The sequence below is a fragment of the Bradyrhizobium sp. BTAi1 genome (assembly GCF_000015165.1).
GTDB classification, from domain to species: domain Bacteria; phylum Pseudomonadota; class Alphaproteobacteria; order Rhizobiales; family Xanthobacteraceae; genus Bradyrhizobium; species Bradyrhizobium denitrificans.
The window spans coordinates 7,898,096-7,919,118 of sequence record NC_009485.1; the positions used below are offsets into that span (position 1 = coordinate 7,898,096).

Here is a 21,023-nt window from a genome sequence, read left to right on the forward strand (position 1 = left end):
GAGTTGAACGTGCGGCCGGGCCATTTCAGGCGCGGAAGCGCGATGCAGCGGCGCCCGGGAGCGTGCGTCCGGCGGCGTCCGACTCCCGGAAGAAAGCCGCGGTGGCGGACAACGGCCCGCTCTCGGAGGTCACGCGATGCCTGGATCATGATGCACCCATCATGATCTTAGCTCATTGCTCAGACGTGACCTTTTCGGATAACCGGCTTCCACCTTCCCATATGAAGCTCTTTAGAGGAGCGCCGTGTCGAACGACAGCGCGTGATCGAGATAATAGACGAGCAGCGTCGCGGCCAGCGATGCGCATAGCGCAATAGGTGCAAGCCATGGCACACGCCGATCACGTGCATAGGCCTTGCCGTCGCAGGCGATGGCGAACAAGGCAGCGATGATGGCCGAATGTCCGACCGCATCGATCTTTCCGAACTCGAAACACGCGGCGATGAACGCCACGACCAGGATGGCGGCTGAGCAGCGCCGGATCAGCGGCGTCCAAAGCAGCGCAAAGGCAAGGGTGAACTCCACCATTCCGGCCGCGCGCATATAGAACTCGCTGTCGAAACCGAGCGTGATGATGGAGTGCTCGATGAGAATCGGGAAGCTCCATTGCGGGTAGGCCCATTTTTCCACGGAGGCCCACATCAAAGTCAGCGCGGTCGCATATCGCAGCACGTCGATCGGACTGACTCCGAACAATGAGTTCTTCTGCAGGCCGACCAGCGCGAGATAGGCGGCGAGGCCGAGGAAGATCGGATAATCCATCAGGTGGAAGACGCCATAATTGCTGACCGCAATCCCGAACAGCACGACGATTCCCGCGGCCGAGAGCGGCAGCGTCTGCCGCCACAACATTCCGGCAGCAATAGCGAATTGCAGCACGGCGACCTGCGGCGCCGTCGTCTTCAGTTCGGGCGTCAACAGGAAACCGCCCAAAATGCCAATGGAGATGAAGAAGAAGCCGCAGATCGCACGGATCATTTCTTCGGTCCGCAGCCGCAGCGGCATGGTGACGTGGTCGAATGCACGGGTGGCCGCATGCCCCAGCGCAGTCGGTTCGGCCAAGCAGGCCATCAGCACGGAAAAGGCGGCCAGGCTGAGAAGCAGCTCAAAGTCCAGACACAGCACGTTTTCGAGCGTCCTCGGCTGTGCCGCAACGTCGAAAGCACAGAACCATTTCACATGGGCGTCGGCCGGCCGTGCATTCATCGTGGAAAGCAGGGCCGCTTCGATGAGCGTGGCAAACATCGGGCTCGCGGAACAGGCCGCTCGACAGAGCGGAGCGAACAAGGCCCTTGCCTGACGTCTTTGCGCCAGCCCCCGCCCGTCATGGGCTTTTGAGAACTCACCGGCCCCGTCTGGGCTCGGCAAAACCGATCCACGGCAATCAATCAAGTCTGACATTCGCATCGCGATCCGTTCCCCAACCACTCTGTTGAACGGCTCCCGGCAGCCGGCAGGTCGCGAACTCACCGTCGATGATCACGTCTTAGAGCTGGGTTCGCTGCACTGCGGCAGTATCGTAATACCTGGGTTCCCGAAGGATCAAGACGAATCCATTCAAGGATGCTTTTATTATACTACTCGCTTTAAGATAAGCGACGTATCGCCCGGTTGCGGCCGGCGCAGTGTCTGTAGCAACCGCCCGCTGTCGCTGGCGAACAACGCGGACGAAGCCGCTAAGAATGATGCATATCAGCCAATCAGGACCGGATGCACTGCCAAACTGTGCAGCCAGGATTTAGGCAACATCTCCCCGGCGTATACGAAAGCGAAATGACGCAGTCCGCTTGAGCAATGTACTCAACTCGGAACGCGCAAATCGGACAGGCACGATCGAGCACGTTGGACGTCGGGTGGTGATCCGGCCAAGACTCGAACACACCATTCGTGGTTCAGGGCCCGATACCTGGTGCGAACGCGCCGTGTGTCTCTGAGGCAGTAGGCGCACCTATTGCCCGACGACGCCTCTCCGGCGCGCATTCCGATGCAGGAGCAAGCAGGCGGTGTGGCGACGCCCGACCAGACGTCGAAGCGATCCTCTGGGACGACCCGTCCTGGCCGCTGAGTTCGGTGTCGGCCGAAAGCGCTTCCCATCCGGCCGCGCGCAACCGACACACCAAATCAGCGAAACGACCCGCGTTACACCAATTTCGTTGCAATAATCGCGCTGCGCGGCTTCGAGGCCACCGCGATTCACCTTGGATTGTGTGCCTTTCCGACGACAGAGACCAAGGAATGGACGTCGCTAACAGTCCGTTAAGAATCTGAAACAAACGGTAAATAGTGACGGCGGCGGGGCAAAACGTCGCAGGATTTGCGGCTGGTCCTCGCCGGGCGCCCGCGCCCGGCATCGATCTCGTGTGTCTGGAGACCGTTGCAATGTCGTCGTCTGCGTATCTGAAGGTCTGGAAATATGCCGCGCTGGGCTCGGCGCTGCTGCCCATCGCCGCAAAGGCCGGCGACATCCCGACCACGCCCCCGGTGAACTTCACCAATTCCAGCACCGCGACGGTCGGCTCGACCATGGTCAACGTGGTCGATGCCTATACCAACCTGATGCTGAACGATCCGAAGCTGACCAACGGCACAGGCGTCATGGAGCAGAACCTCGCGACCGTGATCCGCATGACCAATGCGCGCACGGCGGCGCAGACCCTGGAGGCGATCCATGACGACCGCACCAGCCAGCAATACAGCGTGCTGAACGGCCTCGGCGTTCTCACCGGCTATTTCATGACTGGCACCGGCGCATCCGCCAGCACCACCCCGACCAGCCTGACGCCGACCACCTACGCGCCGTACACGCTGCAGAACTTCCAGTCCAACATCAACTATCTGAACAGCGCGAGCTGGGGCGCCACCAGCTTCGGCAACGGCACAGCAACGCCGCTCGCCTCCGCCGTCAACTTCGTCAACAATGTCGTGCGCGCCAACTCGTCGACCGAGCCTTCCAAGCGCACTTTCGAGCGCTACATGGGCTCGACCGCGCCGGTCACCACCCCGTCCGCCTTGGGTGCATCGGTCAACCAGACCACGGTGAGTCCGCTCGCGGCGGCGTTCAGCAACTACAACGCCACCACCAAGACCGGGCTCTCCACCGCCGACACCGCCAACATCGTCGTCCCTTCCTATTACGGCAATCTCACGGTGCCTGCGGTCTATGGCAACGTGACCAATTGGGTGCGCGGATTCACCGTGACCCAGGCGATGATCGACGCGCAGAACGTGGCGAACGGCACCAGCCTCGGCTATCTCACCGTGCCGAATGTCGGCACCATCGTGAACGGCGTGCTGCAGCCGACTCAGTTCAATGTCGGCGACTACGTGCCCGGCGTCGGCGCGTCGGCGCGGCCCTACCGGCTGTCGACCGACGTCAACGTGCCCACGCCGTTGCTGCAGATCATCAACAGCACCAACCCCTATGCCGATGGCGGCTTCATCAGCGGCCACACCAATTCCGGCTACACGCAGGCGCTCGGGCTCGCCTTCCTGGTGCCGCAGGAATATCAGAGCCTGCTGGCGCGCGCGGCCGATCTCGGCAACAACCGCATTCTCGCCGGCATGCACTCGCCGCTCGACGTGATCGGCGGCCGCATGTTCGCGACCGCGGTCGCCGCGACCAACATCTATAATTCGCTGTATGATGCCAACGGCAACCGGCTGGATTGGACCAATCCCGCCAATGCCAGCGCCTATGCTGTGTACCAGGCCTATACCCAGACGCAGTCCTACCTGTCGCAATCCTGCGGCACGGTCAGCGTGCAGGCCTGCATCCTTCAGAGCCAGGGCGGCGCGGCGGCGATCGCGGCATCCTCGAAGGACGTGAATCTCAGCAACGCTGATCCGTCGAGCTACACCTATCGCATGACCTATGGGATGCAGCTCGCCGGCGCCAGCACGACCTTGCCGGAGACCGTGCCGGTGCAGGCGCAGGTGCTGCTGCTGACGCGCTTTCCCTATCTGAGCGACGCACAGCGCACCGAAATCCTGCGCACGACGGCGCTGCCGTCCGGCTACGCTCTGCTGGACGGCAACACCTGGGACGGCTGGGGCCGCATCAACCTCTACAAGGCAGCCTATGGCTATGGCGCGTTCGACAGCGCCGTCACCGTCAGCATGGACGCGGCGCAGGGCGGCTACAACGCCTTCGACATTTGGAGCAACGATATCTCGGGGGCGGGATCTCTGACCAAGAGCGGCTCCGGCACGCTCGTGCTCGCCGGCGCCAACAGCTATAGCGGCGGCACCACCGTCAACGGCGGCACGCTGGTCGTCGCGGCCGGCGCCACGGTCACGAGCCCGGTCACCGTCAATGCGGGCGGCACACTGAGTGGCCTCGGCACGGTCGGCGACGTCAGCGTCGCCGGCACCTTGGCGCCGGGCTACCAGGCGGTCACCGGCCTCACCGGCCAAGCCGGCAAGCTCAACGTGCTCGGCAGCCTCGCCTTCACCAGCGGCGCGACCTACGCGCTGCAGCTCACGCCCGGCAGCTTCAGCACCACGAGCGTCTCCGGCACGGCGACGTTGGCGGGCCAGGTCACGGCGACATTCGCCGGCGGCATCTACGCGGCCGGCAGCAGACTCGCGATCGTCTCGAGCGGCCGCGGCGTGAGCGGCCGCTTCGCGGGCTTGAGCACCACGATGACCGGCCCCACCAACGTGGCGCCGAGCCTGAGCTATGACGGCCAGAACGCCTATCTCACGCTGAACCAGGCGGCGCTGCCGTCGCTGCCGGCGACCGGCGTGAATGGCAATGGGCAGCAGATCTATGCTGCGCTCAACAACGCGGTCAGCAAAGGCGGCACGCTGCCGGTGTCGCTGCAGTCGATCTACTTCCAGAATGCCGCAGGCGTTGGGGCCGTCTTCAATCAGCTCGCAAGCCAGAGCGCGCCGGCCGCGACCCAGAGCCTCGGCCAGAGCATGACCGGCTTCATGACCACGGTGCTCGATTTCGGCAGCGGCGGCCGCGCCGGCGGCTTCGCATCGACCGGCAGCTCGCCGATGATGGCCTATGCGGACGCAACCGGCGGCCCGAGCACGAAGGCGGCGAAGATGTTCGCCAAGGCGATGCCGGCGGAGCCGGGCTGGGCGGTGTGGGGGTCGGCGTTCGGCGGCGGCGGCCATATCGGCGGCGACACAGCGGCAGGCAGCCAGGACGTCTCGTCGCGAATCTATGGCTTGGCAACCGGCGCCGATTATCGGCTGGCGCCGGACATGACCGTCGGCTTCGCGCTGTCGGGCGGCCAGACCAGCTTCAACGTCGCGCAAGGCGGCGGCTATGGCAGCTCGGATTTCATCCAGGCGGCGGCCTATGCGACCAAGCGCTTCGGCCAGGCCTATCTCTCCGGCAGCCTCGCCGCCGGCGCGCATTGGATGTCGACGACCCGCAACCTTGCGACCGGCGCCGCCGAGACGTTGCGGGCGAGCTACACGGCTCCGACGCTCGCCGCGCGGGCCGAGGCCGGATACCGCTTCGATCTCGGCTGGAGCAGCCTGACGCCCTACGCCGCGCTGCAGCTGCAGCAGGTTTGGAGCCCGTCCTATACCGAGACCAGTTCGCTTAGCGCCAACGGCTCGGCGCTCAGCTTCGCCGCCCGCGACACGACCTTGCCGCGCACCGAGCTTGGCGTCTGGGCCGATCGCCGCATCTCCGAGACCTTCCTGCTGCGCGGTCGGGCGGCCTGGTCGCACGATTACAATCACGATGCGACGGTGACGGCGACATTCCAGACCTTGCCGGGCGCGAGTTTCGTGACCACCGGCGCGCGGATCGCGGCGGATTCGGCGCTGCTGTCCGGTGTCGCCGAGGTCGCGCTGACCTCGCGTCTGTCGCTGTCCGGGCAGATCGACGGCCAGTTCGCGCCGTCGGCCACAACCTGGGCCGGCACCGGCCGGCTGCGCTATCAATGGTGAGCTAACGCCCCTTCCATCATCCGGAGCCGCGCCCGCAAGGACGCGGCTCCTTTTCTCTCCGCATCAGACTGCACGTGTTGTCAGCTCGCCGCCGCTTGCGTCCGCCGTCGGCGCCTTGCGCGCGCGATCGATATCGGGCGTGCGGTAGGCCGCTTCCGGAATGGTTCCCAGCCGCGAATCGTGAAGACGCGGGCCGAGGCCATAGAACTGCTGGAAGCTCATGATCAGCGGCCGCCATTTGTCCGGATCGATGTGGTCGCGCGCGCCGTCCATCAAGAGGCCCGCCTCGACATGAACGCGCTGGACGCGGACCTCGAAACACTGGATGTGCCCCTTCAGCAGTGCGTCGTCATCGGCAATGCCGTGCACGGCTTCGACGCGCGCTTCGAGCTGCACCGGACATTCGGCGACGCGCGGCGCGGCGACGGTTTCGGACCTGAGCGCGGTCAGACCGGCCGCAGCGAACTTGTCCGGCTCATGGCGGTAGCCCTTGCGCTGCTTCATCGCCGGCACCGGGTCCGAGCCCGTGGTCAGCGCGAGGCGATCGACCGCGGCGACGAGATCGACAGACGGCAGATTCAAGACACATTCGCCGGTACGCCGCATGTTCTGCGGCGTCTTCGATCCTGCCGCGAGGCCGAGCATGCAGCGCCAGCCGAGCCAGAACGCCGACGACATCGGCGCAAGATTGAAACTGCCGTCCCCGTTGACGGTACTGACGAGGACAACAGGCGTCCCGAAATAAAGGATGCCGGGCTCGATGGTCGCGTGCATGGGAAGATTCTCCAGGTGATGCATGTCGCGGCGCCGTCGCGCACCGCGCGGACGGGACCTAAGCCGCCGCCTCACCCTGGAAGGTTCATCGATCGGGACGCCATGCTCCACCCGATTCCCGAGCGGGAGGCGTGAGCAGAAGACGCTTCGATCTGGACGAGGTCTGCGCGCGCCTGACGCTGCGGCAGATGGCGATCCCGGCATGACTCGAACATGCGACCTACGGTTTAGGAAACCGCCGCTCTATCCAGCTGAGCTACGGGACCGGAGCCTGCACCGACGTGCACCTGCTTCGGCAGCCTGCATAGCAGACCCGGAAACCGACCGGAAGCCTTTAAGTCCAACCGGGATTGCTCCACCCGGCACAGCCGTGCCAAGGGGCGGCTGGATCATTGGCTCTCCGCACAGCCCGGCAGGTCGAACAGCGCCTGCAACCCGCAGGCCGACGTGAACATCCTGTCGCCATTGTGGCCGACGCCGTTGACGTCCCATAGCCGGTGATGCGGGGTGCCGCCGGGTCGCGCGGCCATCATCGCGGCATAGGCATGGCCGCGCACGTAGCGGGTCGGCCCCTGCGCCTCGGCCATGCAGCTCTTGTCGAGGGCAGGATGGTGCGGATCGATGTCGCGGGTCCCGAGCAGATAGATCAGGTTGCGCGCGACATAGGCCCGTTCGAGCTCGGCGGGGGTGGCACCTGCCAGATAGGGCGGGCGGTCGACCATGCCAAACTTCCAGCTGTCATAGCCGGGGCAGGCCGCGGCGATCGCCGGCTCCGGCCGCTCGGCCGAGAAATAGGCGTAAGAAGAAGGGTTGGCGACCACATAGCGCACCGCGATGTGCTGCTGCGCCAGCGCCGCCCCGCCGCGGGCGCCAATGGCGTAGCGCTGCACCACCTGCGCGCCGCCGGAATGGCCGGCGATCACGACGTCGGTCAAGGCCGGGAACAGCGCGCGATTCGCCAGCTGGGCAAGGATCGCATCCAGCGCCTCGAACGAGCTCACCGGCTGCGGCCCGAGCGCCGCGTCGCCGCCCTGCCAGCCGGTCAGGGTCCAGCGCAGGGTGTCGGCGGGCAGGTGATGAAACTCGACATCGGCCTGGGCCAGAAATTGCGGCACAATCAGCAGCGTCGTCGCGCCCGCGGCGCCGGCCGCAGCCTGGGCCTTCTTGGCCGTTTCGAAATAGGCGTCGGCGTTGCGCAGCCGGCCATGCAGCACCACGACGGCGCGCGTGACGTCGGGCAGCGTCTCCGTCCATGGCCTGGACACATAAAGCGGCAGAACGCCGCGGTCGCCCACAGCGAAGCGCTGATCGGCGACGATCGCGACCGGCCGGCGGTTCGGTGCTGTCTCGTCCTGCGCGACGGCAAGGCGACCGAGCGCCACGGCGGCGAACAGCAGGACCCCCAACAAGCCCATCAGCGCCCATTTCGACGACGTCATGCGGCCTCCTTGGACCTGACGAGGGGCAGAACGGTCTCCCCGAGCGACCATACGCTGCCGACGGGAACCTGACATCAGTTGCGACTGGGCTGTGACCGGTCTTGCGGATCGATCACAGCCCCGTTGGCGGCGGCGGTTTGACTATCCGGGAGACTGCCGATGGTCTAAGAGAGCGGCGCCAGCATGGAACCGGCCTCGGGATCGCCGTATTGGTCGTGCCTGAGCGCAGCGCATGGCCTCAAGGGGCGGCTGTCTCGCGACGCAATGTTGGCAGCCGTTCATGCCCGTTCCATGGATGCCCGTTCCATTCAGCTGAGGGAAACAGTCAAGTCGATGCTCATCCGGTCGGTCATCTCAGGCGCACTCGCAGGACTCGTCTTCATCGCCGCCGCAAGCGCGCAGGACACCCGTAATCTCCTGGAGTCCAAGGAGTCCCTCTACAACAACATCTATGTCTACGAGCAGGCGCCTTACCGCAGCATGACCTTCGGTCACAACCGGCGCATCTATACCGAGAGCGTCTACAATACCCGTGACGAGCTCGACCTGCCGGTCGACTATACCCGCTTCATGACGGCGAGCGTGATGTACGCCAAGGACGTCCGCTCGATCCTGGAAATCGGCTTCGGCGGCGGCCGCACCGCCTGGTACCTCCATCGCTTCCTGCCCAAGGTGCAGGTGACGTCGGTGGAGCTCGACCCGACCGTGCTGGAGCTGGCCAAGAAATATTTCGGCATCAAAGAAGAGCCGAACTTCCATGTCGTCAACCGCGACGGCCGGCTCTACGTGCAGGAATCCAAGGAGCGCTACGACATCATCCTGATCGACGCCTATCGCGGGCCGTTCGTGCCGTTCCACCTGCTGACCAAGGAATTCTATCAGCTGGTCAAGGACCATCTCGCCGAGGGCGGCGTGGTGGCGCAGAACGTCGAACCCTCGACCATGCTGTTCGATGCCGCGGTCAAGACCATTCACAGCGTGTTCCCGCAGGTCGACTTCTACGAAGCCGGCGGCAACATCGTGATGGTCGCCTATCCGGGTGACGAGCGGAAGCCGGAGGATCTGGCGGCCATCTCCCAGGAGCGCGACAAGGAGTTCGGCTTCCGTTACAAGCTCGCCGACATGCTGGCACAGCGCAAGCGCGTCGACATCGACAACGGCCAGGTGATCGATGCCAAGGCCAAAGTGCTGACCGACGATTTCGCGCCGGTCGAAGCGCTCAAGAGCATCGAGCGCCACAACAGGAAGCTGCCGTGAGCGAACCGGTCTCCCGCGCAGGCCTGCTGGCGATCTATATCTGCTCGTTCCTGGTCGGCTGCGTGCTGATGGGCTTCGAGATGCTCGGCAGCCGCTATCTCAATCCCTATTTCGGCAGCGGCATCGGCGCCTGGGCCAGCCTGATCTCGACCGTGCTGTGCGCGCTGGCGATCGGCTATTTCGCCGGCAGCGCCATCGTCGACCGCCAGCCCACGACGCGCACCATCGGCACCATGATCCTGATCGCCGCGGCCTATATGGCGCTGGTGCCGGCGACCGCCGACACGGTCATGGCCGACATTCTCGACACGATCGGTGATGGCCCTTCGGCGACATTGATGGCCGCGACAGCGCTGCTGCTGGTGCCGCTGACGCTGCTCGGCACGTTTTCGCCGATCGCGGTCAGCCTGCTGACCCGCTCGGCCGGCGAAGCCGGCCGCGTCGCCGGCCTCGTCTACGGCGTCTCCACCATCGGCAATGTCGTCGGCACGCTGGTCACGACCTTCGCGCTGATCCCCACCATCGGCTCGCGCGCGATCACCTATTATTTCGCCGTGATCCTGGCCGGCTGCGCCGCCATCCTGTTCATCCCCTTCGGCAAGAAGACGTCCTGACATTCATCATTGAAGAGCTTTGCGATGACTGAGTCGATGACTGAGTCCTGGCCTCGCCTCGCCGCCCTGGCGGCCACGGCGGTGGTGCTGCTGACCCCGCCTGACACACGCGCGGCCGAGCCGCAGATCGAGCTGTGGGACGGCCAGCGCGCGATGGCGCACATTGCCGATCTGCTGCAATTCACGCCGCGCTCGATGGGCGAGCCGGGCCACCAGAAGACGATCGACTACATCAAGGCGGCGATGGCCAAGAGCGCGGCCGATGCAGTGCTGACGCAAAGCTTCACCGCCAAGGCAGATGACGGCAAGGCGATCCCGCTCACCAACATCATCGCCCGCTTCCAGATCCAAAATCCGCGCCGCGTGATCGTCGCGACCCATTACGACAGCATCATCAAGGCCTATCGCGATCCGAAATCGCCCGACGCGCCGATGCCCGGCGCCAACAACTCCGCCTCGGCGGTGGCGCTGCTGCTGGAGACGGCGCGCGTGCTGTCGCTGTCGCCCAAGCTGGATGTCGGCATCGACATGATCTTCTTCGACGGCGAGGAAGGTCCGAAATCGCTGGGCGCGGGCGATCCGGCCTGGCGTGCTTTGGGCTCGCCGCATTTCGCCGCGCACCTGAAGGACTATTATCCGTCGCGCAAGCCGGAGAAGGCGGTCGATTTCGACATGGTCTGCGACAAGGACCTCAAGCTGCAGCCGGAGCCGTCCTCACTGACCTCGGCCCTGCCCGAGGTCAAGAAGTTCTGGAGCATCGGCAGCCGCATCGCGCCGTCGGCCTTCTCGCCCGAGCCGACCACTTTCCCGATCAGCGACGACCACACCGCCCTGCAGGCGGCCGGCATTCCGAGCTTCCTGGTCATCGACTTCGACTACGAACCCTATTTCAACACCACCCAGGACACGATCGAGCAGTGCTCGGCTCAGAGCCTGGAGAGTGTCGGCCGCACCTTGCTGCGCTATCTCTACGCCCCCTGAGCGGCGCGCCGCTGCGCCGACCGCGCGCCGCGAATCGCCGCGGCGAGACCGTGCGGATCGTCGGTGCCGATGCGACGCACATGGCCGTGCACAAGCCGCAGCTCGACCGCGTCGAGTCCGGATACGGTGTAGAAGCGGACTCCTGAGACGATGCCGACCCCGAGCCCATGCCACCATTTGTTGCGCACGACCGCGATCTCGGTGATGGCGTCGAGCGGGACGCGGTAGCGCCACAGCCCGGGGCCGAAGAACCAGCACAGCTCGCCGTCGCCGATCTCCACCGTCAGCGACGCGAACAGCAGCGCGATCACCAGCTCGGTCGCGAGCAACCCGGCGGCGACGATGCCATGGCCCGCATTCCACAGCAGCACCGCGCCAAGCGCGCCCGATCCGAGACATGTCGCGATGGCGACCAGGCCCCATTGTCTGTGACGGTATCGCACGGCCATCCCCCCGCAAGCTGGCCGGACTTAGTATAGCGTGCCATCGACGACAGTCTCGCGCATGGCGCGAGACAACGGTGGAGATCTGTGCGCCACAGCCATCCAAAAAACATTCAGGCGATCGCCAGCACGGGCGTTGGCCGTTGAGTCGGCATGGCCTGCTTGCGCGCCAACAGGCCGGGCACGAGGGCCTCGGCCGCCTCGGCGCCGGAAATCACCACGGCCTCGACACCCGCCCCCGCATTGCCGCCTCCGGCAATGACGAGATCGCGCACGGGCGCCTTGGCGCCCTTGAGCCTGCCCGCACGGGCCACACCGTAGATCGAGCCGGCTTTGGCGAGATCGTAGCGCGCATAGGTCACCGGGCTGGCGTCCGTCCGGTAGACGATATGTTGCGAGAGGCCGGGAATGATGGTCTCGGCGGCCGCGACCATGGCATCACCGAGCTGCTGCTTGCGCGCGTCATATGACTGCGAGCGCCGCCAGTTCTTCCAATCGTCGCCGCCCTCGTCCGGAAACCACGCCTTGGCTTCCTCATGCGTCAGCAGGCTGATGATCGTCATCGTCGCATGCCCCTCCGGCGCCGCGGAGGGATCGAGCTTGGACATCACCGCCAGGCCCACCCCCATCGGCGTATCGAGATGCGTGGCTGGCGCGATCTCCGGCACGACATCCAGGCCGAGATGCACCGAGAAGCAGGAGTTCGCCGGCAGGATCGCGGCGGCGCGCGCGCGGAAGGCGGCCGGCAGATCGTCCGGCTTCAGGAGTTCCGTGAAGGTGCGCCCGAGATCGGCGTTGGAGATCACCGCCTGCGCACGGATGATGCGGCCATCGCCGAGCGCCACGCCGACGGCACGGCCCTGCTCGACCAGGATGCGCGTCACCTTGGACTTGAGCAGCACCTCGCCACCGCGCGCGGTGATCGCTTCCGTCAGCAAGTCGGCCAACCGACCGGAGCCTCCGACCGGGTAGAAGCCGCCCTTGAAATAATAGCCGAAGATCGGGACCATCTGCGCGCAGCTCAGTCGCTCGCTGCCGTCGCCGAGATAGCCCGACAACGCGTTGAGATAGGCAATCAGCTCCGGATCGGAGACATGCGCGGCGACCAGGTCGTCGAACGGCCGGTTCATCCAGCGGAAGGCCTGCGGATGCTTGCGCGGGAAGGCCAGCAGCTCTTCCAGCGTTTCCGGCATTCCGGGAATGCCGCTGCGGCCGCGCCCGGTCGCATACATGCTCTCGAAGATCGCATGGATCGTATCGAAGAGTTTGACGAGCCCGTCTGCGCTGGCCGGAAACATCTCGCACAGCAGCCGGACATAAGCGCGCCAATCCGCGGGGACGTCGATGCGGCGACCGCGCAGGCGGTAGGAATGGGTGACGCGCTTCCATTGGATCCGGTCGGCAACGCCAAGCCGGCGCAAGACGCTATCGACCGGCCCGCCCGGCCAGACCCCGGAGAAGTCATGCGGCCCGGCATCGAAGCGGTAGAGCACCGGCTTGTTGTCGTGATGGGCCTTGCGCAGATAGCTATGGCAGAAGCCGCCGGGCACGACGTGATGATCGAACACCTTCACCTTCAGTCCAGCGTCGGCGAGCAGCGCTGCCGCGGTGAGCCCGCCGATGCCGGCACCGATCACCGCGACGTCGCAATCGATCGTCGAGGATTCGGAGAAGCTCGGAGCCGGCCAATGGCACTCCTCACGTGAGGCCCGCATCCGCATCAAGGCTTGGCGGATCGCAAAGTGCGGACCGAAAATCGAGATCAGCGCACCGACGACCACGATCGCGGTCGTGATCCAAGACGACACGCCGGCCCACCGGCACAGGCCGAGGACGAGAAACAGCATGCCCCAGAGTCCCGTCATCAGCATGTTGATGAGCTGGAACTGCGGCGTCGACGCGCTGTCCGCGTAGCTCGCCCGCGAGTAATCCGCCGTCCAGGGACGGCCAACCGCGAGCGAAACGAAGCTGATCCCACCGAGACCCGCAAAGGACAGCCATAATGCATTGGCAGCCGTCCAGCTCGGCGCCACGTCGTTGGCGATTCCCAGCAGAACGAACAGCGCAAGGCCGCCGAGTTCCAGCGGGGCAAGCTCGGCGCGAGAGGCGCGCCAGAGATTGCCGGCCAGGGACAGGCCGAGGCCCGACCAGACCGCCCAGGCAGGCTGTTGCCAGGCGAGCACAGCCCAGAACACGACGAATGGCAGCAGCGCGAGCTTGATGGTGAGGAATACCTTCATACCAGCCTCTCTTCGGCGCGACGCCGCGACATATCTTTCCATTGTCAAGATAACCTAGAACGAGCTCCAGCGCAGGTCAACGCAAATCTTTCCAGCGTCAAGATTCGTTCATCAACCGAGACGTGATAAAAATGGTAGAAGGGTGCTCCCTATCGTACCGGCGCCACAGCAAGGAACGATTCAGGCGCGTCGTGCCGCTCCGGCGCCACTCAACTGTGGCAACAAGATCACGGAACTCGAGTCCGCCACGAAGAAAGCCGGAAATTGCGCAACATCAGAGAGACACCCCGCCGCAAATTGGCGACAATCTCCCGTCATCTGAGGCGGGACACGCTGAGGAAGCCGTTCGTGTATCCACCCCGCCTGCCAATTCTGGTCTTTGCTGCATTGAGTTGCCTGCCCGCGATTCAACCTGAACGCGCGCAAGCGCAATGGTGGAGTCGCGCTCCGTCGGACTTCGAGGAATGCGCCGACGCGGCCGAGAAGTCCGCGACCAAAGAAGAGAAGACGGCTGCGCTCGCACAATGCAACGCGAAATTTGCCGGGAGACGGAAACCGGGCGGCGGCTACGTCTACTACGACTTCATGCAGGATCGCAGCTTCGACATCGCCGGTCCCAATCCGACTCCCGACGAGCAAAAGTTCATCGATCAGCAGTACACGCAATATCTCGAGCGGCAGCGCCATGCCAATATGAGCTCGGCGATGATGACGCGGCCGCAGCCGCAGGACCTGCAGCCGACATCTCTCAAGGACATGACAGCGCGGGCTGCGATCGAGCCGCCGAAGCCAGCGATCCCTGCGACGCCGCCACAGCGGCCGGCCCGGCCGCCACAGGCCGGGACGCCTCCGGGCTCGACGGTTGAAGCACGGGCGCGTGTGAAAGCGGCGCAATGCGCCAAGGGCGTCATCAGGGACTCCTTCTCCTGCAACTTCCCGGTCCTCTCGGAGAAGCTCGGCGAGCTGAAGAAGATTTTCAGCGGGCCTGGCCAGGGACAAGTCGCGGCCGGCAAAGCCCCCAAGCGCGCCGACGCCAAGTACTGAGCCCGGTACTGACGCCGGGTACCGAGGCCAAGTATTTTGGCCAAGTATTTTGGCCAAGTCCTGAGGCTATGTCCTGAGGTCAGGTCCTGAGCCGCCCTGTTCTGTCCGCAACAGCTGCCATGGCCCCGCGTCGGAGCCGGCGCGCAGCAGCGTCTCAGTTCGCAACGTGACGCGAGCGCGCTGCGCTGACCGCTCAACCCTTCCCTGACACTCAATTGGTGATGTGAGCCGTGACCAGCGCGTGGTTGAACATCGCGTTCAGCGCCGCCGTGATGTCCGCCGGCGAATTCGCAGTATAGAAATAGCCGGGTGACGCACAGGCCTGCAGGCTCGGCGGAATCTTGGGAATGTTGGCGTTGGCGTAGAAATCCTCGGAATTGGCGAAACTCGTCGGATTCTGGATCGGCTGATAGGGAATGTAGAGCACGGACACGATGATGCCACGGCTCTTCAGCGTGGTGCATTTCGACGTGTCCATGGTCGTCGCCGAATTGCTGCCCGACCATGATCCGTTCCAATAGACTTGCGGATTTTGCGCGCCATCGGTGATCAGGAAGACGTAAGGCTGCGTCTTGTTGGACGCGCTGCCGTCCCCGACCGAAGTGATGATGCCGTTCATCGTCGGGAAGGCGTTCTCGAAATGAGTGCCGCCCGAGCCCAGGCTGGCATTGGCCCCGGTATCGAGCTGACTTGCGAGATTGGCCGCGGCGTGATTGATCGTACCGGGCGTCGTCGGAGAGCCGTTGATGCTCGCCGTCAGCGGCGAATAGGCATAGAGATAGCGAACGAACGGATAGAGGCCGATGCGAAACTGATTCGGCGTCTTCTGGGTCGCGTTCGCCGTCACCAGGAGCTGCTGCACGGCCGCGCCGACCGCGTCCGCACGCAGCTGAATACAGGCATCGGAGCCGTCCGTCGGGCAGGAGGTGACCGCGGTGAGGCTCGACAGGAGCGAGCTCGGGAGCTTGCCGCCATTGTTCGTCAACAGCTTCTTGACACCGCTATAGCTGACCCGCGACATCGGATAGCCCATGCAAGAGCCGTTGGTATTGTACTTCTGGTTCGCGGCCGGACAGGAACTCGCGCTCGTGAAGTGGCACGCAAACGTGCACCCGTTCGGATATTGCTTGTAGTTGTCGGGATTGATCGCGGCCAGGCGCGTCTGCTCCGCGTCGGTCGATGGCAGGCCCATCGATCCGGAGACGTCCAGCATCAGGTAGAAGTCGAGATAAGGCGGCAGCGACGAGGTCGATTTGGAGGTGCCGGTCACCGTCAGTTTGCGGTAGCCCACGACCGTCATGAAGGTGGTCGGCACGTCGGCGGAAAACGCGACCGTCGCGGCGAGCTTCACGCCCGTTTTCATGACCTGCGCGTTGAGCGACAGGTTGGTATAGCCGAGACTGTTGGCGGCATTGCCGTTGAAGAGCTTGGTGGCCTCTTCGACCGCGACTTGAACCGTGCCGTCGCTGGTCATCTGCAGCGCCGCATTATAGCCGAGCGATTGCTGCGAGATCGATGCGACGCTGGCTGCGTCCGCGGCTGATTGCAGCTTGCTGCGCAACCGGGTCGCCTGGGTATAATCGACCGCGCAGCCGATCGCGCTCAGGATCGGCAGCAGCGCCATCGCGAAGATGATGGATATGTTGGCACGCTCGTCATGGCCAAGACGCAGCGCCTGTTGCAGGAAACCGCGGAACGCGGACGACATGCTGATATCCTTTGTCCGTGAAGGGCTGTTCGCGGACACAGGTCATGCGGCACGTTGTCCTGAAGTTAAGCCGATCACCGACACGGCTGGCCTTGCGCGGCCTTCCGGTAGAATTGCGGCCGATCCAATCGAGTTGCCGTAAGCGCCTTGTAACCGTCATCTCCAATCAGTATTTTTACGTGCGGGGCGCAGGAGGCGGATCATGGGTCTACTCGATATCCTGAACGGCATGCAGAACGGCCCGCATGGGCCGAGTCACCCCACCACGCAGCAGAACGGCGGCATGTCGCCGATGACGATGGCCATCCTCGCGCTGCTGGCGTGGAAGGCGGTGAAGCACTTCTCGCAAGGCAATCAGCAGCCCAATGCGGCGCCTGCGCCGGTTCCGCCGCCGCAGCCGACCGGCCGTCAGGGCGGGCCGCTTGGCGGCGGGCTCAGCGGGGGACTTGGCGGCGGACTTGGCAACATTCTCGCCGGAGGACTTGGCGGCCTGCTGGCCGGTGGTGCAGCAGGCAGCGTGCTGTCCGGCGGCCTCGGCGATCTGCTGCGGCAATTCCAGGAGAACGGCCACGGCGACACCGCCAATTCCTGGGTTTCGCCCGGTGAGAACAAGCCGATCTCGCCCGGCGACCTCGCCAACGCACTCGGCGCCGACCAGCTCGATCAGCTCACCGCGCAGAGTGGTCTGTCGCGGGACGAACTGCTGAACGGGCTGAGCCAGTACCTGCCGAAGGTGATCGATCAGCTGACGCCGGACGGACGGCTGCCGACCGAGCATGAGCTCGCAGGCCGGATCTGACGATCCTGGATGACGTGACGGGAAGGACAGGACTCGTGTTGCACATTCTCATCGTCGGGCTGGTTGCAGGCTTCCTCGCGCGGCTTCTCTCGCCAGGGCCTAACAATCCCTCCGGCTTCATTCTGACCGTCGTGCTCGGCATCGTTGGCGCGTTCGTCGCCACCGCGATCGGGCAGACGATCGGCCACTACAGCCCAGACGAGGGCGCCGGCTACATCACGGCGACCATTGGCGCCATCGTCGTCCTGTTCGTGTGGAACCGGCTGGTCGCCAGCGGCAAGGTCCGCGATTTCAACGGGTAGCGCCGACGTCGCCCGTCATTGCGGACGATAGCGACGCGTGCGCCGGCGCGCGAACGGCATCGGCCGACGCAATCCAGCATCTAAGAGCCGGACTGCCTCGGCTGCTCGCAACGACTACCCGACCAGATGCATTCCGGCATCCATGCGCACGACCTCGCCGGTCATGTGCCCCGATGCCGGGGTGGCCAGGAACGCGACCAACTGTGCGATGTCCTCGGCCGTCGACGCGGCGCGCAGCGGCACGCGCGCGACCACGGCATCACGCACCTGCTTGGCGCCAGCCTCGCCACGGCCCTTGGTGAACCAGGGCGTGTCGATATAGCCAGGACAGACGGTGTTGACGCGGATCGACGGCGCCAGCGCGCGCGCCAGCGACAAGGTCATGGTGTTGAGCGCGCCCTTGCTGGCGGCATAGGCCACGGAGGAGCCGATGCCGCTGATGCCTGCGACCGAGGAGACGTTGACGACGGCGGAGGCGCGGACGCTCGCCTTGGCGGCGGCTTCGAGCAGCGGACGCGCCGCGCGGATCATCTGGAACGGACCGATCGTGTTCACCGCGTAGATGCGCTGAAAATCCTCGGCCGACAGGCCATCCAGCTGATCGTGCGGGACATGCTTGGTGGTGCCGGCATTGTTGACGAGCGCATCGAGCCGTCCCCAGGGCGCGGCCGCCGCGACGATGGTCTTGCAGTCCTCGTCGCGCGACACGTCGCCCTGCACCACGACGACGTCGGCGCCCGCCGTGCGGCAGAGATCCGCCGTCTGCTCGGCTTCGGTCTTGCTGTTCGAATAATTGACGACGATGCGCATGCCGGCCTTCGCCAGCAAGAGCGCGGTCGCGGCCCCGAGACCCGATGCCGAACCCGTCACGATCGCGCAAAGACCCTTGGTCGGCATGCCGGCCTCTCCCTCTCATCTGATCCGGCTGCCTTCTTAGCCAAGTTCTGGTGCCGTGCAAATCGCTGCAATCTCCGCAACGCGGAAATCAACGCAGCCCATGCGGCGCGCGGGCACGGCGTTGCGGCGCCAGCGCTTGTCATCATCGCCGCTTGCGCTCATCATGCCGGGCAAACGACCGACGCGGATCTCGTGCTGCAGCGAGGTCGAACAAGGTCGAATAATCAGGACGAGGAACGCCGTGGCGGAAGCTGAGAACATCGTGGTCGCGACCGCGGAGAAGATCTTCGCTGATCTCGCCGATCCGCAGACGATCAATCACGACAAGAACGGCGGCTGGCGGCTACCGCTGTGGCAGGCGCTGAGCGAGGCCGGCCTGCCGCTCGCATGGGTCGCCGAGGAGCTCGGCGGGGCCGGTGCCGATCTCGCCGACGGCTTCGCGGTCGTCAATGCTGCCGGCCGTTTCGCCGTCGCGGTGCCGCTGGCGGAGACGCTGCTGGCCGGCTGGCTGCTGCAACAAGGCGGCATCGCTGCGCCCGAGGGCAGCATGACGATCGCGCCCGCGCGCCCGAACGACAGGATCGCGCTCGGCGCCGACGGCACGCTGTCCGGCCGCGCCCGTGGCGTCGCGTTCGCCAAAGCGGCAAGACACGTCGCGGTGGTCGCCCATGGCGATGACGGCGTCTCGATTGCGCTGGTCGCGGCGGACCAGTTGCGCATCGAGCCCGGCCTGTCGCTCGCCAACGATCCTAGCGACACCGTCATCTTCGACAGGATGGCTCCGGTGGCCATCCGTTCGGCGCCCGCCGGCTTCGATCAGGACAACATGATGCTGATGGGCGGCGTCGTGCGCGGCCTGCAGATCGCCGGCGCGCTCGACCGGCTGCTCGAGATCAGCGTCACCTATGCCGGCGAGCGTGTCGCGTTCGAAAAGCCGATCGGCAAATTCCAGGCGGTGCAACATAACCTTGCACGGCTGGCCGGCGAGGCTGCGGCCGCCAACGCCGCCGCGACCTCGGCGGCCGATGCGATCGCCCGCAGCGGCGCCTTCGACGACGCCGTGTTTCTCGAGGCTGCATCGGCGAAGATTCGCTGTGCCGAGGCGGCCGAAAAAGGCGCCGCGATCGCCCACCAGGTGCATGGCGCGATCGGCTTCACCACCGAGCACATCCTGCACCGGTTCTCGCTGCGCGCGCTGGCCTGGCGCGACGATTTCGGCTCCGAGAGCCACTGGGCCGTCGCGCTCGGCCGGCGCATCGCTGCGCGCGGCGCCGACGAGCTGTGGCCCCTGGTCGCATCACGCTGAAACGAAACGAGAAGGATAGCCGATGACCGCGCTCCGTTTCGATCCGATCCGTCTGCCGCCCGAATGCGAGGAACTGCGCAAGGAGGTGCGCGCCTTTCTCGCCGAGGAGATCGCAGCCGGCACGTTCAACCCGTTCCAGCCGCTGCGCGAGGATGCCGATGCCCGCGAGTTCTCGCGGCGGGTTGGCGAGCGTGGCTGGATCGGTATGACCTGGCCGAAAAAATATGGCGGTCACGAGCGCTCGTTCCTGGAGCGCTACGTGGTGACCGAGGAGATGCGGGTCGCCAACGCGCCGGTGCGCCGCTTCTTCGTCGCCGACCGCCAGAGCGGGCCGATCCTGCTGCGCTATGCGCCCGAACATATCAAGATGGACATCCTGCCGCGGATCTGCCGCGGCGAATTGTGCTTCGCCATCGGCATGAGCGAGCCCAATTCCGGCTCGGACCTGTTCGCCGCCAAGACCCGCGCGACCAGGACCGAGGGCGGCTGGCTGATCAATGGTTCGAAGATCTGGACCACGTCGGCGCACATGGCCGACTACATGATCGCGATCTTCCGGACCTCGCCGGCGACCAAGGAAAACCGGCGCCACGGGCTGACGCAGTTCCTCGTCAACATGAAATCGCCGGGCATCAAGGTCAACCCGATCGGACAGATCACCGGCCAGAATGAGTTCAACGAGGTCGTCTTCACCGACGCGTTCGTGCCCGACGATCATCAGCTCGGCGAGATCGACGGCGCCTGGAAGCAGGCGACCTCGGAGCTCGCCTATGAACGGTCGGGGCCTGAACGCTTCCTTGAAACCTATTATGTGCTGACCGAGCTGGTGCGCGCCGTGGGTCCTGATCCTGACACCCGTGGCGCGGAGGGCATCGGCCGCCTGGTGGCGCAGTTGCACACGATGCGTCGGATGTCGGTCTCGGTCGCCGGCATGCTGCAGGCCGGCAAGGAGCCGGTGGTGGAGGCCTCGATCGTGAAGGATGTCGGCACGATCTGGGAGCAGCAGCTACCGCACCGCGTGCGCGACCTCGCCGCCTTCGTCGAGGAGGAGGCGGGCAATCGCGAGACGCTGGAGAACCAGCTGAACTTCGCCATCCGCACCGCGCCGAAGCTCACCATTCAAGGCGGCACAACGGAGGTGCTGCGCGGCATCATCGCGCGCGGGCTGGGGCTGAGGTGAGGCCGGGTCGCATCCTGGCTATCGCAAGCTGACAGCATCGACGACACACTCCGTCATTGCGAGCGAAGCGAAGCAGTCCAGGACCGAGCAAGGACTCTGGAATGCGTCGCTTCGCTCGCAATGACG

Annotated in this window: 17 protein-coding genes and 1 tRNA gene; 9 read left to right on the top strand and 9 right to left on the bottom strand. The window is 65.2% G+C overall.

The annotated features are described in order from the left end of the window. Window positions 1-231: 231 nt before the first annotated feature. Complete coding sequence (locus BBTA_RS35170) at window positions 232-1,245, bottom strand: hypothetical protein (RefSeq protein ID WP_012047261.1); 1,014 nt, start codon at window positions 1,243-1,245, stop codon at window positions 232-234. 1,134 nt (window positions 1,246-2,379) lie between these two features. On the opposite strand from BBTA_RS35170, the gene BBTA_RS35175 reads away from it, so the two are divergent. After that, window positions 2,380-5,913 (top strand): autotransporter domain-containing protein, encoded by a 3,534-nt coding sequence (locus BBTA_RS35175; protein WP_012047262.1) that lies wholly within the window; start codon window positions 2,380-2,382, stop codon window positions 5,911-5,913. 63 nt (window positions 5,914-5,976) lie between these two features. Here the strand turns inward: BBTA_RS35175 and BBTA_RS35180 are convergent, their stop codons facing one another. The 3 genes from BBTA_RS35180 to BBTA_RS35190 all read right to left on the bottom strand — a co-directional run bounded on the left by BBTA_RS35180 (window position 5,977) and on the right by BBTA_RS35190 (window position 8,126). Beyond that, on the bottom strand, window positions 5,977-6,687 hold the full coding sequence (locus tag BBTA_RS35180; RefSeq protein WP_012047263.1) for a flavin reductase family protein: 711 nt from the start codon (window positions 6,685-6,687) through the stop codon (window positions 5,977-5,979). A 189-nt stretch (window positions 6,688-6,876) separates the two neighbouring features. Beyond that, window positions 6,877-6,953, bottom strand: a tRNA-Arg gene (locus BBTA_RS35185). A gap of 123 nt (window positions 6,954-7,076) precedes the next feature. Then, on the bottom strand, window positions 7,077-8,126 hold the full coding sequence (locus BBTA_RS35190; protein ID WP_371260180.1) for an alpha/beta hydrolase: 1,050 nt from the start codon (window positions 8,124-8,126) through the stop codon (window positions 7,077-7,079). Window positions 8,127-8,459: 333 nt separating this feature from the next. On the opposite strand from BBTA_RS35190, the gene BBTA_RS35195 reads away from it, so the two are divergent. The 3 genes from BBTA_RS35195 to BBTA_RS35205 are packed head-to-tail and all read left to right on the top strand — an operon-like array spanning window position 8,460 to window position 10,978. Next, entirely contained in the window at window positions 8,460-9,383 is a 924-nt protein-coding gene (locus BBTA_RS35195; protein WP_012047265.1) for a spermidine synthase, read from the top strand. Then, window positions 9,380-9,997 (top strand): fused MFS/spermidine synthase, encoded by a 618-nt coding sequence (locus BBTA_RS35200; protein ID WP_012047266.1) that lies wholly within the window; start codon window positions 9,380-9,382, stop codon window positions 9,995-9,997. Before BBTA_RS35195 ends, BBTA_RS35200 begins: the two co-directional genes overlap by 4 nt. Before the next feature lie 36 nt (window positions 9,998-10,033). Further along, the gene (locus tag BBTA_RS35205) at window positions 10,034-10,978 is read left to right on the top strand and encodes a M28 family peptidase (RefSeq protein ID WP_041751759.1); all 945 of its coding nucleotides are present in this window, start codon (window positions 10,034-10,036) and stop codon (window positions 10,976-10,978) included. On the opposite strand, the gene BBTA_RS35210 is transcribed toward BBTA_RS35205, so the two are convergent. Beyond that, on the bottom strand, window positions 10,966-11,427 hold the full coding sequence (locus BBTA_RS35210; RefSeq protein ID WP_012047268.1) for a hypothetical protein: 462 nt from the start codon (window positions 11,425-11,427) through the stop codon (window positions 10,966-10,968). The two genes, BBTA_RS35205 and BBTA_RS35210, sit on opposite strands and share 13 nt — an antisense overlap. A gap of 107 nt (window positions 11,428-11,534) precedes the next feature. Beyond that, window positions 11,535-13,661 (bottom strand): NAD(P)/FAD-dependent oxidoreductase, encoded by a 2,127-nt coding sequence (locus BBTA_RS35215; RefSeq protein ID WP_012047269.1) that lies wholly within the window; start codon window positions 13,659-13,661, stop codon window positions 11,535-11,537. A 348-nt stretch (window positions 13,662-14,009) separates the two neighbouring features. On the opposite strand from BBTA_RS35215, the gene BBTA_RS35220 reads away from it, so the two are divergent. Next, window positions 14,010-14,705 (top strand): hypothetical protein, encoded by a 696-nt coding sequence (locus tag BBTA_RS35220; RefSeq protein ID WP_012047270.1) that lies wholly within the window; start codon window positions 14,010-14,012, stop codon window positions 14,703-14,705. 211 nt (window positions 14,706-14,916) lie between these two features. Here BBTA_RS35220 and BBTA_RS35225 read toward each other — a convergent pair whose 3' ends face one another. Next, on the bottom strand, window positions 14,917-16,413 hold the full coding sequence (locus BBTA_RS35225; protein ID WP_041751108.1) for a TadE/TadG family type IV pilus assembly protein: 1,497 nt from the start codon (window positions 16,411-16,413) through the stop codon (window positions 14,917-14,919). Window positions 16,414-16,615: 202 nt separating this feature from the next. Between BBTA_RS35225 and BBTA_RS35230 the strand changes: the two genes are divergently transcribed. Both BBTA_RS35230 and BBTA_RS35235 read left to right on the top strand, forming a co-directional pair. Then, the gene (locus BBTA_RS35230) at window positions 16,616-17,212 is read left to right on the top strand and encodes a YidB family protein (RefSeq protein WP_012047272.1); all 597 of its coding nucleotides are present in this window, start codon (window positions 16,616-16,618) and stop codon (window positions 17,210-17,212) included. Window positions 17,213-17,247: 35 nt separating this feature from the next. Beyond that, window positions 17,248-17,514: a GlsB/YeaQ/YmgE family stress response membrane protein gene (locus BBTA_RS35235; protein WP_012047273.1), complete on the top strand. Its 267-nt coding sequence runs from the start codon at window positions 17,248-17,250 to the stop codon at window positions 17,512-17,514. Window positions 17,515-17,628: 114 nt separating this feature from the next. Here BBTA_RS35235 and BBTA_RS35240 read toward each other — a convergent pair whose 3' ends face one another. Beyond that, entirely contained in the window at window positions 17,629-18,411 is a 783-nt protein-coding gene (locus BBTA_RS35240; RefSeq protein ID WP_012047274.1) for an SDR family NAD(P)-dependent oxidoreductase, read from the bottom strand. 36 nt (window positions 18,412-18,447) lie between these two features. Continuing rightward, a complete protein-coding gene (locus BBTA_RS40470) occupies window positions 18,448-18,672 on the bottom strand; it encodes a hypothetical protein (protein WP_148221562.1) in 225 nt (74 codons plus the stop codon). Between BBTA_RS40470 and BBTA_RS35245 the strand changes: the two genes are divergently transcribed. Beyond that, window positions 18,653-19,717, top strand: a complete 1,065-nt coding sequence (locus BBTA_RS35245) for an acyl-CoA dehydrogenase family protein (RefSeq protein ID WP_012047275.1) — start codon at window positions 18,653-18,655, stop codon at window positions 19,715-19,717. The genes BBTA_RS40470 and BBTA_RS35245 overlap by 20 nt on opposite strands. 22 nt (window positions 19,718-19,739) lie before the next feature. Beyond that, window positions 19,740-20,897, top strand: a complete 1,158-nt coding sequence (locus BBTA_RS35250) for an acyl-CoA dehydrogenase family protein (RefSeq protein ID WP_012047276.1) — start codon at window positions 19,740-19,742, stop codon at window positions 20,895-20,897. The last annotated feature ends 126 nt before the right edge of the window (window positions 20,898-21,023 follow it).